Source organism: Pseudoalteromonas luteoviolacea, from assembly GCF_021654285.1.
Lineage (GTDB): Bacteria > Pseudomonadota > Gammaproteobacteria > Enterobacterales > Alteromonadaceae > Pseudoalteromonas > Pseudoalteromonas luteoviolacea_J.
Map to the genome: position 1 here is coordinate 147,200 of NZ_JAKFZS010000005.1, position 16,701 is coordinate 163,900.

The window sequence follows — 16,701 nt, forward strand, 5'->3', positions numbered from 1 at the left end:
ATGTACTACTCTACTGTAGGGCAAAATGTATATCGCATTAATCGCACAAAAGCGTCTGATGTTTTACCACTGGTGCTATCATTCAAACCATCTGCAAATTGATAAGTCCAAGCACGAGATATGTCTTTAACATTTGTGGTGCTAGTCCAGTAATTACCGCTATGGTTACCAAGAAAAACCGTTTCATTGATCGCTGGGTCTTCGCAACTGCGCTCAACTATTGTTGCCAACTCTTTGACGTTAGGTAGCTGCCAGTCATCATGTCCCCCTAATCTGCTGTTATTCGCAGCAGTGAGCGCCTGCTGCCAGCTGAGCTGCTGCTCTTTGTTATCGCAACTTTCAGTTTCTGCGTTATACACAAACCCAAATGTGCAACGTTGCCACATAATGTCAGTTTTGGTATCACAAACGGTACCATCTGAGTTGATGACAAAACGCTCCTCAGGTGTTGAAAGCGGAACAGACCCGGTCTCAGCGCATTGCTGAGCAAGTGCCATAGGGCTAAAAATCGAGGCTAACACCATTAATTTAATTTTCATTGCTATCACCTCGTACTAATCTCACATATGCAGTTTGTGCTTTGGCCCGTGGGATATCATTACCTGTTTCCATATCAACCACGTACGCTCTGGTTAGGTTAGCGTCTACGCCATTGGTCCCGCCAACCGCTGTTTGGCTAGTCCAGTAGTACAAATGACCTTGTAATGAAGGGGCTGGCATATTTGGGAAAAAAGCAGGGTCGAGGACATGGACTCCCACACGACCAAAGTCAGCTATACTCATTAACTCGGTATAACTTGGTAGCCTCCAGGTATTACCGCCACAGTAGCCTCCCGATTCACTATTTACACGATTGATAAAAGCTTGCACACCACACCGGTATGTATCGCTAATGTGGGGGCAAGGTGCAGGGTTTATTACAGGGTACTCACTGCCAATGAATTCTGTACCTTCAGGGTTTAGAGCCCAAGTATAGTGATTTTGTGCGTTGCGAGTTGAAGTATTGGGTAATGTGCCTGCAGTTGCTTCTTTTACTTCCCAAACTAGGCCAGTAATATTGTCTCGCACACAGCTAAAGCTCGAGGCATCATTACTCAGCTCTTTCCCATCCGCATCGAGTTTAGTGAAGTCAAATGCAAGATCACCGGATCCCTCTTTGGAGATAAGCGCAGCAACACTGTCTCTACCTAGCTCTGCATCTTGTCGTGGAAACTCAGTATTTGCACAATTAATTTTTTCTGAGTTGTTATAACAAGCACTTGAGCCACTGTCATTAAGCTTACTCAATGGTTTTGGCAAGATATCAATGCGTACCTCATCATCTCCGCTTCGGTTAGCTGAGTCAGTCACTGTCACTTTAAAAGTCGCAAAGGTTTTACCGTCTTTATCTGGAGCTTGGAAAGTTGTTTTACATGCACTGCTATCGGCTAAAGCAATCGCGTCGCCGGCGCTCGATTGCTGCCATGTACACGTGTATTGACCATCAACAGTCACGCTTTTAGATGCATCTAAGGTGACGGTATCGAATTCTAATACTTCCTGATCTTCGCCTGCGTTTGCCAGTACTACTTTATCATTTTTAGCTAATGCCACGCTAAAATCAGTTGTTGTGCTTCCGCCTTCATCATCAGTGACCGTTAAACGCCAAACTGCTGTTTGAGTATCGGCCAGTAGCGGGTGTACAAAGCTCAATGTCATGCTGCCACTGTCTTCTACGACAATATTGCTCGGGCCTGATATCAGTTCCCATTTATACCCAACAACTTGGCCATTATCATCCGGATCAGTTGAGTCTACAGCGGATAAAACGACCGTGTCTAAATATTTTGAAGGTAATGTTGCTGGGCCTGTTTGCGTTACCTTAGCAACTGGCAGTTGGTTATTAGAGGTAATATTAACATTGAGTGTGTCAGAAACCAGTTCACCAGAAGGTGAAAGGTAATCTACTTTCAGCACAGCGGTGCTATCCCCTTTCACATCCGGCGCGGTAACCGTCAGCTCTTCTCCGGTTTGTGGGAAACCGTCAATTGATGGCCCGGAGGTCACCTGCCAGTTAAATGTTCCTCCAGTTGGGGAGGCCATCGCTTTGAGTGTAAATTCGTTTTTTTCGATAACAGTGACATCTTGTCCTGCATTAATACTGGCTCTGACAACTTCTTCATCTGAGCCACCTGAACCACCACACCCACTCACTAACACTGAGATGGCCGCAACGGAAAGCGATTTTTTTAGCATTACAACTCCTAACTGACTACCTCCGAGTCATGTTAGAGGTAGCTATCTTGATGTATACGAACAAATAACTTAGTACCGATTTTACTGTAATCCACCTTGTATTCGCGACCATCTAATGACTGAATAAACAGCAGTCGCTTCACTTCACTGAACACATCCGGACTGGATATTTGCACCACCTCTAAATAACGCTCTTTAGCTTCCCGGCGATTTCTAGGTAACTCTTCTTTAAACGGTATCAAACCAGTAGCAGTTACTTTAATCCTCGGATGGGCTTCCCCGTTTACGATCACTAAATCGAGCTTTTTATCTTTATGGATGATGGTATTACGACCACTTTTAATAAAGGCTTTATCGAAGCTCATGTATATATCCTGTTACTTCATCTAGCGGTGGCTATTTGCTCATGCAAATCTTTGACCACCTTTTCTGGATTCAATTTCCAGTGGTTTAAAATAGTAGCAAATTGCCATATATCCCTATCTAAAACATTCGCAGGTAATATCAAGTCGTACCCTGTTACCGTCTTCAGGTTTTGCATCCGGTTTGCAAACATGGCCATTAAGCCTGTATATGAGCGCCCCTGTGGCGATTCATAACAGGTTTCTTCAATCAGCCATTCTGATGGACAATTGCCATTTGCGCAATGTATTTTAACAGCTTGTAAAAAAATATGCCGTTGTTCTATGAGTAACTTCCCAGCCAAACGTGGGGTAAGTTCTACTAAAAACTCATCAATATTGTTTAGTTTAATACCTACAGCATTTAACTCAAGGTTTTCAACTCCTTGAGTCACAAAAGGGACACCACTTGAATGAAAATTTCGGTGTGTGACATGCAAAACCCCAAATTTATGCACATAATTCAGAGCTAAAGTACTCAATTCAATGCTGTAGTATGGTTGCTGACTCTTTAAAAATCCAAGTAATATCGAGCAGATAGCTGCTGCTGCTAAGGCTAGCTCTAAAATTGTCGGTGGCGTAGCGCGCAATGTCACAAATAAAATAATCACCCCTAAGCAAATTCCACCAGCGAGCATAAACTCTATGCTGTGGCGGTTAGCTGACGCACGCAACGACACTTTATGCATAATAAAACCACCAATAAAATATCAGCATGGCGATTAGCCATAAGAATAACTTTCTTAATTGTAAGCACCTTTTACAGGGTTTTATTTTACCCATTTCAGTAACCTTTTAGGTACACAGTAATAAGTTCTGTTATATTTTCGTTTAATACACAAATATACAAGATATCCGTGATTTTCTCTCATAAGAATTTTTGTACACTAACCATCTACAAATAGTGAGATGAAATTATGCGTGCAAATCAGTCGGGCAAAGCCCTTTTTCCTACTCTTATTTTAATGCTAATCGCATTGTGCGGCTATCTCTATTTTCCCGCGTCACAAGGAGAGCAATCAAACCGTCCAAACCGAGCAGTGGAAGTATCTGTTCATGAAGTTATCACCGAAAACCGTGCCATTACAGCACAAGCCATCGGCTCAGCTCGAGCAAACCAAGCAATAGATATTACGAGTTCGCATAGCGATTACATCAGCGACATTTTGTTTATTGATGGTCAAACCGTATCACAGGGCCAAAAGCTGGCTCAACTTAACAATAAAGAAGAGTTACTGGCAGTCAAAGAGTTGACGATCAATCTAGCAGAACAACAAAGACAACTCTCGCGACTTACCGAGCTAGCAAAAACACAATCAGCGGCACGCTCACAGTTAGATGCCCAGCGTTCTTCAGTTGATGCGCTAAAAACGCAACTGCAAACCACCAAACTAAAATTATCTGAAATGAGCATACACGCGCCTTTTGATGGTGTGCTTGGTAAACGCTTAGTGTCGATAGGCAGTTATGTAAAAGACAACACCCCGCTTACGACACTTGATGATATTGGTACCATTAAAGTTGATTTCCAATTACCAGAAAAATACTTAGCAAAAATCGTACTGGGAATGAAAGCCAGCGTGACCAGCGATGCCTACAAAGCACAACAGTTTATGGGGCAGATCTCTCATATTGATCCACGTATTGATGAGTCGACTCGTAGTATCCAAGTCACTGCCAGCTTTGACAACAGTGAGCACTTATTGCGCCCCGGCATGCTCTTAAATGTCGCAGTACAATTACAACAGCTCGATGCTTTAATGGTGCCGGAAAAGAGCCTGATCCCGAGGCAAGACAAGCATTTTGTCTATGTCGTCAAAGATAATAAAGTGCAGCAACAACAAATTACCTTACTCAATCGCTTTCCAGGTTGGGTTGCTGTGACAGGGCTAAATTCTGGCGAACTGGTCGTCACTGAAGGTACGACCAAAATACGCAGTGGCAGCCAAGTATCTGTAAAGGGGTAAGCAGTGAAGATCACCGATACAGCCGTAAAAAGGCCAATTTTTGCTATTGTAATCAATTTACTATTACTTACCTTCGGGATTGTTGCATTTACTATGTTACCGCTGCGTGAGTATCCGGATATAGAAACCCCGATTGTCAATGTCAGCACAGATTACACTGGCGCATCAGCCGCGGTGGTTGAGGCCAAAATCACTCAAGTACTAGAAAATCGCATTTCAGGTATTGAGGGCATTAAAAGTATTAATTCTTCAAGCCGCAATGGCCGCTCAAACATTACCATCGAATTTAACGTCGACAGGGATATTGATGCTGCCGCCAATGATGTCCGAGAACGTGTTTCACGGGCATTAGACCGATTACCCGAGCAAGTTCGACCGCCGGAAGTTTCTAAATCGAGTGATGATGAAAATGCCATTGCGTGGTTTGTTTTAAACAGTACCTCAATGGATACGCTACAGCTGTCTGATTATGCTCAGCGCTACGTGGTTGATCGCTTGGCTGTGGTTGATGGGGTATCACGGGTACAAATCGGTGGCGAACGTCGCTATGCAATGAAGATATGGCTTGACCGCCAAGCTATGGCAGCCAGAGGCGTAACCAGCGGTGATATTGAAAATGTTTTACGTCGCGAAAATGTTGAATTACCTGCTGGGGAAATCGAATCTTTAGATCGTGATTTCGCTGTTCGTATTGCCCGGAGTTATACCTCGCAACGCGACTTTTCAGAACTGGTTATCAAGCGCGGTGATAACGGCTATCTAGTTCGCCTTGGTGAAGTCGCCAAGGTGTCGTTAGAAGCACAAGATGAAGAGAGCACGTTCCGTGGCAATGGTAAAAACATGATAGGCCTTGGTATCGTTAAACAGGCCAAAGCGAATACGTTAGACGTGGTTGATAATGTTCGTAAAGAACTTATTTCGATAAAGCGAAACTTACCTGAAGGAACAAAAATAGAGGACAGTTACGACTCGTCTATTTTCATCCGTGAATCAATTTCTGAAGTTTATCGCACACTCGCTATCGCCATGGGCTTAGTAGTTCTCATCATCTTTATCTTTTTAGGAAACATTCGGGCAACGCTTATCCCCGCGGTCACTGTGCCTGTGGCACTCATAGCAACTTTTATGTTTTTATTGGCCATGGGGTATTCCATTAACCTGCTCACATTACTTGCACTCGTATTGGCCATCGGCCTAGTTGTAGATGATGCCATCGTGATGCTAGAAAACATTCACCGACGCATTGAACAAGGAGAACCAAGGCTACTTGCAGCATATCGAGGAGCCAGAGAAGTCGGCTTTGCCATCATCGCAACAACGCTCGTCCTAGTCTCTGTGTTTGTGCCATTGATCTTTATGGATGGACGCATCGGTGCGCTATTTACGGAGTTTGCCCTTGCGGTTAGTGCAGCCGTTATTTTCTCAAGTATTACCGCACTGACCTTGTCACCAGCTCTGTGCTCAAAAGTGCTCAAACAAGAGCAAGAGGGGCGTTTCTCGAAGTGGATGAATCACCAATTTGGTCGGTTAGAGCTGCGCTATCAAAACGTATTAAGACGCAACGTAAACAGCCGCTATGGCTTGATTTTAGTGCTCATCCTGTCGCTGGCTGCCAGCTATGGCTTGTTTAAACAGATCCCATCGGAGCTCACGCCCAAAGAAGATCGCGGTACCTTCTTCCTTATGATGAGTGGCCCTGAGGGGGCTAGTTATGAAAATAACGCGGCAAATATGGCACAAATTGAGCAGCATCTCATGCCATATGTTGAAAATAATGAACTCAGCCGCGTACTGATCCGCGTTCCTGGTTGGGGGAGTATGGGGGGTGTTGCCATTGTTGGCATGCCAGACTGGGATGAACGAAAGCGCTCTACTTGGCAAGTCATGTCTGAGATCAGCGGTAAAATGCAACAGGTGACCGACGTAAGAGCATTTGCCATCATGCGCAGAGGCATTGGTGGTGGAGGTTCATCTCGACCCATTGAATTTGTATTACAAGGTAATGATTATCAAGAGCTCGCAGCTTGGCGCGACCGTATTTTTGAACGTGCTCGCAGTAATCCAGGATTAATCAGACTCGATCATGATTATAAAGAAACGTTCCCTCAGTTTTTAATCAGCATAGACAAACTTAAAGCTGCTGATTTAGGTGTGTCGACCAGCGACATCGGCCGTACATTAGAAACCATGTTGGGCCAGCGTCGAGTCACCACTTTTATCGACAGAGGCGAAGAGTATGATGTTATCCTCAAAGGCACCAAGGCTGACTTTGCTGCTCCCACAGATATCAATAATGTGTATGTCACCTCTCGTACGGGGCAACTTATTCCATTAGACAGCCTTATTACAATAAAAGAAGAAGCGACAGCCGCCCGATTAAATCGCTACAACCGTATGCGAGCAATCACTATTTCGGCTAATTTGGCTGAGGGCTATACGCTAGAGCAAGCACTGGATTTCCTGAATACCGTGGCCAGCGAGGAAAATCACACCGATGGCGCAATTGATTATAAAGGCGAGTCACAGCTCTTTTATGAGGGCGCATCTGCAATGACATATGTCTTTATTCTTGCTTTAACCGTCACCTTCTTAGTCTTGGCTGCGCAATTTGAAAGCTTTGTGCACCCATTTGTGATCATGCTAACCGTGCCGCTTGGTTTAATTGGGGCCATGCTAGGCTTATACTTCAGTGACAGTTCGATCAACATTTACAGCCAAATTGGCATCGTCATGTTGATAGGGCTCAGTGCTAAAAATGGTATTTTGATTGTGGAATTTGCCAACCAATTACGGGATAAAGGCATGGCATTTGAGCAAGCGATTATTAGCGCCGCAACTCAGCGTTTACGCCCAATCATCATGACTTCATTGACTACAGTAATGAGTGCCATTCCCCTGGTATTGGCAACGGGTCCAGGTGCGGAAAGCAGAATGGTGATTGGCGTTGTAGTATTTGCAGGAGTCAGTCTAGCAACTATTCTTACCTTGTTTGTTATTCCAACAGCCTATGGCATACTTGCTAAGCGAACCCGCTCACCTGAGCATACTGCTGTTGAGCTCGACAAACAGCAACAAACGTATCCTCATCGTGAGCAAAACGAAGGAATTGAATAATGAGTCAATCACAACTGGCCACGTTTGGTGGTGGGTGCTTTTGGTGTATCGATGCCGCATTTCGCAGAGTAAAAGGTGTCACGCAAGTGACATCTGGCTACAGCGGTGGCAGTACGCTCAATCCGACATATAAAGAAATTTGCTCAGGTGCTAGCGGCCATGCTGAAGTGGTACAGTTGGCGTTTGACCCTGATGTGGTGTCATTTGAAAAACTACTTGAGATGTTTTTTACACTGCACGATCCCACACAACTTAATCGTCAGGGTAATGACATTGGTACCCAGTACCGCAGCGTGATTTTTTATCATTCTGATGAGCAATTGCAGCTGGCTCAAGCTTATATAACAAAGCTTCAACCTCAACTACAAGATGCTATTGTCACGGAGCTGAGTGAAATCGAAACGTTTTATGATGCAGAACAGTATCATCAAAACTACTTCGATGAGAATCCCAATCAAGGCTATTGCAGCATTATGATTGCGCCCAAAGTGGCGAAGTTTGAGCAGCGATTTAGCGCCTACTTAGAATAAAAAAGGTGAGCACTCGCTCACCTTTTTTACAGCTTAAAAGCGATATTGTAAATTAACAAAGAAACGTCTTTCAGGTGTATTGTAATAATTCACGCCTGTCACTTCGCTTTGCTCATTCATTACAAGGCTGGATGCAACCGCACCATACTCTTTGTCGAGTAAGTTTTCTATTCGCGCAGATAACTTCAGTGCATCAGATAAATTATAATTCGCCGCTAAGTTCACCAAGGTATATGAGTTTAATCTAAATGCTTCGCCAGTAGGTAAAGCTGCCGTGCTGTCACGGCGACCACGGAACTGCAGCTCGGTGATCACTTCAAAGTCGTCCCATTGTTTAGCGAGTTGCCAATTGACAGTGCTCTTGGCAACCTGAGGAAGTGGCTTACCATTGGTCTTATCTTTCGCATTTACAAATGCGAAATTAAAGTCTGACTCAATACCATATAGCAATGTATTTGAAATACTAAGCTCCAAACCTTGATGCTGTGCATTCTCGACATTATCAGGCCCCCAATTGCCGCTAGCATTTGGTCGCCACACTATCTTATTCGTGAAATCCGTTTGATAAATAGCAAAGTCGATTACCGTGTCAGCCAATGATGCCTTTAAGCCAAGCTCAAAGTTATCTGACTCTTCCGGTAATAGTGCCGGGTTTCCAGATGAAGGAAAATATAGATCATTAAAAGTAGGTGCTTTATAGCCAGTGTTATGAGCTAGTCTAAATGTGGCATCGCGATGTACTTTATATCCCAATGCTAAACTATGCGTCACTTCACTGCCAAACTGATCATCGTCGTCATAACGTACTGTTCCCTCTATCAAAGCTTGGTCGTATTCGTAAACAGTACCTACAAATACGCCTAACGTATCACGCTGACTCTGCACATAGGTAGAAGTTGATGCAGATACATCATCTTCTGTTGCATTTACACCGCCCAAAACAACCCAGTTTTCTTGAACATCAATATGGCCATCGTAGTTGAATATATTGCGTTTAGTCACAGTTTTGCTGGCACCAAACTCACTCACATCAACTGATTCGTCTTGCGATTTTGTTGCTGTAAGTGCATGTGATACATTATCCAGCTGCATCTCAAAACCGATGCTTAAAAATTGATTGTTGAACTTATCTTCATACGCAGTCGCATTACTAGAGCCGAAGCGGCTATCGTAGCTCGTATCCCCTTCACTGCCTTGAAAAGCCGCAAATGCTTTACTCTCAGGGGTAATTTGGTACTCAGCTCTGAGCCCATAACTGGTGTTATCATGGCCATCAGAATCAGGCTGTGTTCCTTGCAGAACGTCAAAGTTATCAGTCTCTTCGTAACCCAAATTTGCTAATACTGTCAACGCGTCACTCTTGAACGAAGTAGCTACTTGAGCATTGCGATAACTATTACTGCCAAGGGTAATATCTGCAGTTGTATGCTCCGCACGACGCGTAATGATGTTGATCACGCCAGCCATCGCATCAGAGCCATAAATTGCTGCTCGAGAGCCTTTCAATATTTCAACACGTTCAATGCTTTGCAAAGGTACTTTTGCAATTGACTTATAGCCTAGAGTTGCAGAGCCCACTCGATTTCCATCAATAAGCACCAGAGTATGCTTTGAGCTGCCACCTCTTAAAGTCAAACCTGCATTATGGCCAAAGCCACCATTAGAATTAATTTGAATACCAGCTTGCTGAGATAGCAGCGTAACAAGGTCGCGAGCGCCACTGCGTTCAATGTCTGTACGCTCAATCACCGATACAGACGCTAGTACGTCTTTTTGCGACTGCTCAATTTTATTTGCTGTAACGGTAATACGCTCTATTTCTTGAGTCGCAGATGTGTGAAATGAAACCGCTGCTAATACAGCAGCACTTAGCGCAGATATTTTTAACATGAAGATCCCCTACTTTGTACCCACCGCACAAAGTTCATCAAATGAGTCAAATTCAAGGCCGGTCTCCGGACTCAACCACATCACTATAGTTTTACCGTTGCGGGGGCAGTGTTGGGATTGCCAAATTCAAATTTTGCGCACCAACTTCCCGATTATCCAATATACCCGCTGTCCACCAGCGTTGTTTGGCACCTCGAAATTCCGCGCGTATTGTCTGAGATTAAAGGGGGGATTGTCAATGGACGTCCAGAGTTCCAGTACCATTTATTGATCTGGAACCCCAGTACTTAAAGACCGATTAGTCTCTGAAGTTTTTGAACTGGAATGGTTGACCCAGATCAGATGTGCGAATTAGCTGCATAACTTCTTGCAAATCATCACGTTTTTTACCAGTAACACGTACTTCTTCGCCTTGAATAGCCGCTTGTACTTTGAGCTTTGAATCCTTGATAAGCTTTACGACTTTCTTAGCCATATCCTTATCAATACCTTGCTTTAAAGCCACTTTACGAGCAAACGTTTTACCACTGCGCTCAACGTCTTTTAATTCAAAACACCCTACATCTAGACCGCGTTTTGCCGCTTTACCAACAACCATATCAAATAACTGCATGACCTGCTGTTCAGATTCAGACTTTAATTGGATAACTTCGTCTTTCAGCTCAATAGATGCTTCAACACCTCTAAAGTCATAGCGCGTTTCCAATTCACGGTTAGCATTATCAACGGTGTTTTTCGCTTCCGTCATTTCTATTTCAGATACAATATCAAAAGAAGGCATTGCTCTCTCCTCAAAACAAATTTGTAGGCAATTATAACAATGCTCAACAGCAATACGATATACTTTTTTGCATATGCATATGGCTTCATCTGATCATTGAATATGTTCTTGTATGCCCATGAGTATTCAAGCATTTACTATTAAGCCACTTTTAATATTTCGGTGTTATACTGATTTTTCATCACATTGAAGTTGGAGTGCATGTGACAAGAAAATTATACCGAGCATTACTACTGTTATTTTTGATCGTCGTAACATACCTATTTGCAAAAGAAGTTAACAATCATACTATTAGGATTGCACACCTAGATAAGGTGGTGCACTTTGGGGTATTTTTCGCGTTGGCGTTTTTTTCGCATCGAGCGTTTAAATTTAAGATCTGGTTCCATATGATTTTACTGACAAGCTATGGCGCTGCGGTTGAATGGATGCAATCTACGCTGCCATATAGACAGGCTTCCCTTGGCGACTTTATTGCGGATGTCAGCGGCGCAATGAGCTATTTTATCGCTATCTGGCTGTTTGATAAATATAAGCAGAGACGAGCAGCATCATGAGTCAGGTCTATATACTTGGTTGCGGTGCTGTTGGACTATTACTGGCAGAAAAGCTTGCAAAAGAGCATTCTGTCACACTTATCACGCGTAATTTATCCTACCAAGCGTTTTTGTTTATTCAAGGTGAAGAGCAAACTCACCTTGATATAAAAGTGACTACTTTAGATCAGCTCAGTGAAAAAATTCATACCTGCATTATTCCCGTCAAGGCATACCAAGTTGAACAAGCTATCTCTGACATAACCCCCCACTTAAGTGATAATGCAAATCTCATTCTCAGCCACAACGGTATGCATGATCTTCAGAGTATTCAAACACAGCTCGCACCAAAACATGCGCTCTTTTTCTTCAGTACTTCCATGGGAGGCATGAAACCAACCCCAAATTCAGTGATATTTAAAGGACATGGCCTCTCGCAACTTGGCGCGTGTAACCAGATCGCAAAAAAACGACTGAATACACTGTATCAAACGTGGTTTGCAACGCATTTTGACCCATTCGAAGTGGTCGACGATATTAATTTGATCAGGTGGAAAAAGTTATGCGTCAACATTGCTATCAACCCGTTAACGGCATTACACCAATGTCAAAACGGCGCTTTAAGAGCCCCCAAATATGCACGCAAAGTGTTGAACTTACTTAATGAGACATGTGAAATCGCAAGGTTAGAAGGCGTTGAATTACAATTGAGTGAAGAGCTAACACGTGCCTATCATGTCATGACATTGACCGCAACAAACACCTCATCCATGGCACAAGATATCAAACTAAACAGGCGCTCTGAAATAGATGCAATTTGCGGGTTTGTTGTCACCCAGGCAAAAAAGCATGGCTGCCAAGCTCCCCAAAATGAGCATCTTTGGCAGCAAATAAAACAAAAAGAGCAGGTTTAAACCTGCTCTTATTTATGGGCGATAAACTTTGACTTTAGTAAAGCCATTTTCATGTAAAATGAGTGCTTGTAACTGACTCATGACCCCTTTACTACAATACAAGTAATAATCTTTATCTTGAGGTAAGTCGCCAAACTTGGTCGCTAAACGGAAAAATGGCAGGTGGATAACTTCAATACCTTCAATTTCCAGAGGATCGGCATCCTCTTCTTCAGGCGAGCGAATATCAACTACGACGGCGTTTTCAGGAAGCTCTTTCACATTTTCAGCTTCTTTGACTTCTTCTTTCGCTTCCACCTCAATGTCACGAATATCTTTAATCACCGCATTATCAACTACTGTATCTAACACATCAAAGTCGAAATTCGCTTCTTCAGCTTCAATTTTTTCCAGTACCGCTTTAACTGTCGGCTTTTTAGAGATAACACCACAGTACTCAGGCATTGCTTCTGCCATTTCACAAGTACCAATTTCACGTGCAATGCGGATGATCTCTTCTTTATCGTTTTGGATAAGCGGCCTTAAAATCAAAGTTTCAGTCACACGGTCAATCACACTTAAATTGGCCAGAGTCTGACTCGACACTTGACCGATGCTTTCACCCGTTACTAATGCTTGAATACCTAACTTTTGAGCAACTGCACTGCCTGCACGCATCATCATACGTTTTAAGATCACACCCATTTGGCTGTTTTCTACATTCTCGAGTATTTCCGCAACAACAGGTTCAAAGTCAACGGTGATGAACTTCACCTTGTGCGTTGAACTGTATTGCTGCCAAAGGTAATGACTTACTTGCTTTACACCAATTTCATGCGCAGCACCACCAAGATTAAAGAATAAGAAATGCGTGCGAGCCCCTTTTCTGATCATTTGATAACTGGCAACACCAGAATCAAACCCACCTGACATTAAAGACAGAACATCTTCTTGTGTTGGTAAAGGGAAACCACCTAATCCTCGGTATTGTGCACGTACGATATAGGCAAACTGATTCTTAATTTCAATTTTTACGGTTTCTTCGGGGCGAGTGAGCTTAACACTCGCCGTTTCGACATTTTGATTTAAACCACCACCGACGTAACGCTCAACATCGCTTGAAGTAAAATCATGTGTACCTTGGCGTTTCACTCGTACACAAAACGTCTTGTTTTCAATTTGCTCACGCACCAGCGGCAAAGTATGTTGATAAATATCATCAAGCGTTTCAAAGCTGACTTCTTGTACTTCTAAAAATAGCGTCACACCCGGCACACGTTTAAGGCCATCAATGAGTGCTAATCGTGTTTTATCATCGCTGAGCTGACTAACAACCGTAATGTTATCCCAATTGTTTTTCACAAAAACCTTTTCATCAACTCGACCTAGCAAAAGCTTGATATTCTTTTCTAAGATTTTAGTAAAACGCTTGCGTACTGATTTACTTTTAATGACGATCTCAGGGTGCAGCTTGACGATAAATTTAAGCATATGAAGTTACTCGCTGGTGTGAAACTATAAACGCATAAGACGTTGAATCATTTTAAGGCGCGGGATTATAGCAAACTTATTAAAGACTAGGAAATAATCAGGGTGATTGGCAACTTGAATAAATAATAAGGCTAGCCGCCAGCCATAACTGGCAGCTTGATAGATAGCCGATTATGCAATACTCGGTAAGCTAGTATCTGCTTGTTCTTGATAATAATCACGCAGCTGTGCGATTTTTTCACTGCTCATTTGGGTTGCATAAGGCTTAAATAACATCAATACCTTAACGATGCCATTGTAAATATCTTTCTGCTCCAACACCCCTGTTAATCTTCTTGCTTTAACATAAGGCGTCCAGAAGCTCACAACCATTTTAAGCATATGCGCAAGCTCATCTACATCATAATCTTCAATATCAATCACGCCAGCACTTCGTAGGCCAATGACCACAGCTTTTACCTGTTCGAACAATTGAGACTGAAATTCAATGTAATCCTTTTTTAAGCCTTTATCACGCGCCAAAATATCCGTGAGGTTGTCGTAAAAGAAATGATAACGCCACATCAGTTCAAACAAAGAGTCTAAATACTGTGTCAACTGCTCAAGTGGCTCGTGCTCAATACTCAATGGTTTAAAGTGTGTGCTTAAATGCTCACTGTAAAGAGAAAAAATATGCCTGATGATATCTTCTTTGTTTTTAAAGTGATAATACAAATTTCCTGGGCTTATCCCCATATTTGATGCAATATGATTAGTGGTAATCGCTCGCTCGCCATGTAGGTTAAACAAGGCAATACTCGTACGAATTATTTTTTCCTTGGTATTCATATCCAACTCTCTTTACACGCTTAATTAAAGTAATGGCTACGGCCACTTGGTTAATTGAAAATAGCACTAAACATATACAAGGTTAAATGAGCAAATTTGAAAGCAGACCAGTGAATTTGCTCCAGAAGCTTGCTAACATAGCAAAAATTTTTTGTGTTGCAACAATCCCATGAAAGTTATTGCTCTATACCCTGGTACATTTGACCCCTTAACCAATGGCCATTCTGACCTCATCAAGCGCGCTGCAAAAATGTTTGATACGGTTGTGCTCGCTATTGCTCATAACCCAACTAAACAGCCTTGTTTTACGCTTGATGAGCGTGTTGAATTGGCCAAACAAGTCCTAAGCGAAATACCTAATGTGAAGGTCATTGGTTTTTCAGGCCTGCTCGTTGACTTAGCCAAAGCGCAAGGTGCTAATGTGTTAATCAGGGGCATTCGAGCGGTATCTGACTTCGACTATGAATTTCAACTTGCTAACATGAATCGTAGGCTATACCCAGAATTAGAAAGTGTTTTCCTCACACCTTCAGAAAGGAACTCTTTCATTTCTTCAACCTTAGTAAAAGAAGTCGCACTGCATCACGGTGATGTCAGTGAATTTGTCGATCCTCTTGTTGCAAAGGCGCTATTGGAGAAGTTACATAAATGAAATTAAAGAAAATTTTTGCTGTCAGCCTGTGTGCAATGTCCTTTCATAGCTACGCAAGCCCATGGGTAACTGCAGAAGATAACCTATTAAAACATTCTATAGACTTATTGGTAAGTTACGGCCTTATCAATCGTCCTGTAAATCAATATCCATTATTATGGCAAGGTATTGCCTCGGATCTACAACAAATAGACTCCACTCAACTAAATAATGAAACCGCTTTTGCAGTCAGTCATTTGCGTCATGCTTTAAATCATGCAAAGCAAGAGACTAGTTCAGGCATCAAGGCGCATTTCACAGAGCATCCTCAAAGCAACTCAGGAATGGGCGAAAACCCAAGAGAAAAATCTGGGTTAACAACTTTTGGACAGATCACCGGCAGTAATGTGAGTGCACGTGTTCAAGTTAACTATGCTGACGACGCTGTAGATGGAAAATATGTTAATCACCATGGTAGCCACCTCGCAATACTATTAGGGGATTGGTCGCTTAGTGCCGAACGATTAGATTATTGGTGGGGGCCAGGTAATGAAACTGCTTTGCTCTTATCAAATAATGCCACACCAATGAAAGCAGTGCGATTGAGCCGCGCAAATACAAATTACAGTGGCCCACAGTTTTTATCATTTATTGGGCCTTGGCAAATCACCGCGATTGCAGCCAAACAAAAACCCCATGATAAAGAAGGTGACTTTTGGGGCGCACGCTTTTCATCGACTCCTATCAAAGGTCTAGAGCTTGGCTTTGCAACAACTGGTAGTGACTTTATCTTTGCTCAACTCGACACCACGACAGAAGTAAAGAAGCGACGTATTACCAGTATAGATTTTAAATACTCATCAGTTATTAACCAGCTACCTTTTGCTGTTTATGCTGAATATAGTGGGGACAATGATACCGGTGTTATGCCTGATGAAGCATTATTTAGTGCAGGTATAGAAACCTATTGGTCAAAAGAAGACTATAGAATTAAAGGCTTTATTGAATACAGTGATACAACAACAGATTGCTTAGCCGAATCGGCTAGTTTTCAGTGTAACTTTCAGCATTTTGGTAAAGGCTCCGACTATAAAGAATATGGGCAATGGCTTGGCGCCGGTATTGGCCCACAAGCTAAAAGTATCACTTTAGCGGCCGATTATTTCCAAATTGAAGGTTCTGGAGCTTATGCAAAACTAAAACTCACTGAATTTGAGTCCATGGAACTAGATCGCTCTCTGATTGAGGTAGGCTATCAGCAAGCGCTATGGAAAGGTCTATTTAAAACAAGTTTAACAATCTGGAAAGATGAAACAAAACAACAAGACGATACTCATCAATCGTTAGGGTTAAGTTGGGAATACCGATACTAAAATCATTTGTGCTGCTATTAAGTCCACAGTA

General features: G+C 42.7%; 15 protein-coding genes and 1 riboswitch. Of the genes, 7 read left to right on the forward strand and 8 right to left on the reverse strand.

Going from position 1 to position 16,701, the window contains the following annotated elements; all coding sequences use genetic code 11:
• Window positions 1–5: 5 nt before the first annotated feature.
• The 4 genes from L1077_RS06100 to L1077_RS06115 are packed head-to-tail and all read right to left on the reverse strand — an operon-like array spanning window position 6 to window position 3,325.
• Complete coding sequence (locus L1077_RS06100; RefSeq protein WP_237136017.1) at window positions 6–539, reverse strand: DUF1566 domain-containing protein; 534 nt, start codon at window positions 537–539, stop codon at window positions 6–8.
• Window positions 529–2,235: a DUF1566 domain-containing protein gene (locus L1077_RS06105; RefSeq protein WP_237136018.1), complete on the reverse strand. Its 1,707-nt coding sequence runs from the start codon at window positions 2,233–2,235 to the stop codon at window positions 529–531. Before L1077_RS06105 ends, L1077_RS06100 begins: the two co-directional genes overlap by 11 nt.
• A gap of 32 nt (window positions 2,236–2,267) precedes the next feature.
• Window positions 2,268–2,600 carry a hypothetical protein gene (locus tag L1077_RS06110; RefSeq protein ID WP_039608288.1) on the reverse strand — a complete coding sequence of 111 codons (333 nt, stop codon included), beginning with the start codon at window positions 2,598–2,600 and terminating at the stop codon, window positions 2,268–2,270.
• Between the two features lie 17 nt (window positions 2,601–2,617).
• On the reverse strand, window positions 2,618–3,325 hold the full coding sequence (locus L1077_RS06115; RefSeq protein WP_237136019.1) for a DUF2982 domain-containing protein: 708 nt from the start codon (window positions 3,323–3,325) through the stop codon (window positions 2,618–2,620).
• A 228-nt stretch (window positions 3,326–3,553) separates the two neighbouring features.
• Here L1077_RS06115 and L1077_RS06120 point away from each other — a divergent pair, with 228 nt between their 5' ends.
• From L1077_RS06120 to msrA, 3 genes are read left to right on the forward strand one after another with little or no spacing between them, the layout of a single operon-like run.
• Window positions 3,554–4,603 (forward strand): efflux RND transporter periplasmic adaptor subunit, encoded by a 1,050-nt coding sequence (locus L1077_RS06120; RefSeq protein ID WP_237136020.1) that lies wholly within the window; start codon window positions 3,554–3,556, stop codon window positions 4,601–4,603.
• Window positions 4,604–4,606: 3 nt separating this feature from the next.
• A complete protein-coding gene (locus L1077_RS06125) occupies window positions 4,607–7,717 on the forward strand; it encodes an efflux RND transporter permease subunit (RefSeq protein ID WP_237136021.1) in 3,111 nt (1,036 codons plus the stop codon).
• Entirely contained in the window at window positions 7,714–8,247 is a 534-nt protein-coding gene (gene msrA, locus L1077_RS06130) for a peptide-methionine (S)-S-oxide reductase MsrA (protein ID WP_237136120.1), read from the forward strand. The genes L1077_RS06125 and msrA overlap by 4 nt, the downstream gene beginning before the upstream one ends.
• Window positions 8,248–8,280: 33 nt before the next feature.
• Here the strand turns inward: msrA and L1077_RS06135 are convergent, their stop codons facing one another.
• Window positions 8,281–10,137, reverse strand: coding sequence for a TonB-dependent receptor domain-containing protein (locus L1077_RS06135; RefSeq protein ID WP_237136022.1), 1,857 nt, complete (start codon window positions 10,135–10,137; stop codon window positions 8,281–8,283).
• A gap of 39 nt (window positions 10,138–10,176) precedes the next feature.
• A riboswitch (cobalamin riboswitch) is annotated at window positions 10,177–10,348 on the reverse strand.
• 87 nt (window positions 10,349–10,435) lie between these two features.
• Window positions 10,436–10,918: a YajQ family cyclic di-GMP-binding protein gene (locus tag L1077_RS06140; RefSeq protein ID WP_237136023.1), complete on the reverse strand. Its 483-nt coding sequence runs from the start codon at window positions 10,916–10,918 to the stop codon at window positions 10,436–10,438.
• Window positions 10,919–11,121: 203 nt separating this feature from the next.
• On the opposite strand from L1077_RS06140, the gene L1077_RS06145 reads away from it, so the two are divergent.
• Together L1077_RS06145 and L1077_RS06150 are read left to right on the forward strand one after the other, a co-directional pair.
• Window positions 11,122–11,475, forward strand: a complete 354-nt coding sequence (locus tag L1077_RS06145) for a VanZ family protein (RefSeq protein WP_237136024.1) — start codon at window positions 11,122–11,124, stop codon at window positions 11,473–11,475.
• Window positions 11,472–12,368 carry a ketopantoate reductase family protein gene (locus L1077_RS06150; RefSeq protein WP_237136025.1) on the forward strand — a complete coding sequence of 299 codons (897 nt, stop codon included), beginning with the start codon at window positions 11,472–11,474 and terminating at the stop codon, window positions 12,366–12,368. Before L1077_RS06145 ends, L1077_RS06150 begins: the two co-directional genes overlap by 4 nt.
• Before the next feature lie 12 nt (window positions 12,369–12,380).
• Here the strand turns inward: L1077_RS06150 and thiI are convergent, their stop codons facing one another.
• Entirely contained in the window at window positions 12,381–13,838 is a 1,458-nt protein-coding gene (gene thiI, locus L1077_RS06155; protein WP_237136026.1) for a tRNA uracil 4-sulfurtransferase ThiI, read from the reverse strand.
• A gap of 171 nt (window positions 13,839–14,009) precedes the next feature.
• Window positions 14,010–14,666, reverse strand: a complete 657-nt coding sequence (locus L1077_RS06160; protein WP_046355665.1) for a TetR/AcrR family transcriptional regulator — start codon at window positions 14,664–14,666, stop codon at window positions 14,010–14,012.
• A gap of 169 nt (window positions 14,667–14,835) precedes the next feature.
• On the opposite strand from L1077_RS06160, the gene coaD reads away from it, so the two are divergent.
• The gene (coaD, locus tag L1077_RS06165) at window positions 14,836–15,318 is read left to right on the forward strand and encodes a pantetheine-phosphate adenylyltransferase (RefSeq protein WP_237136027.1); all 483 of its coding nucleotides are present in this window, start codon (window positions 14,836–14,838) and stop codon (window positions 15,316–15,318) included.
• Window positions 15,315–16,670 (forward strand): capsule assembly Wzi family protein, encoded by a 1,356-nt coding sequence (locus L1077_RS06170; RefSeq protein WP_237136028.1) that lies wholly within the window; start codon window positions 15,315–15,317, stop codon window positions 16,668–16,670. The genes coaD and L1077_RS06170 overlap by 4 nt, the downstream gene beginning before the upstream one ends.
• The last annotated feature ends 31 nt before the right edge of the window (window positions 16,671–16,701 follow it).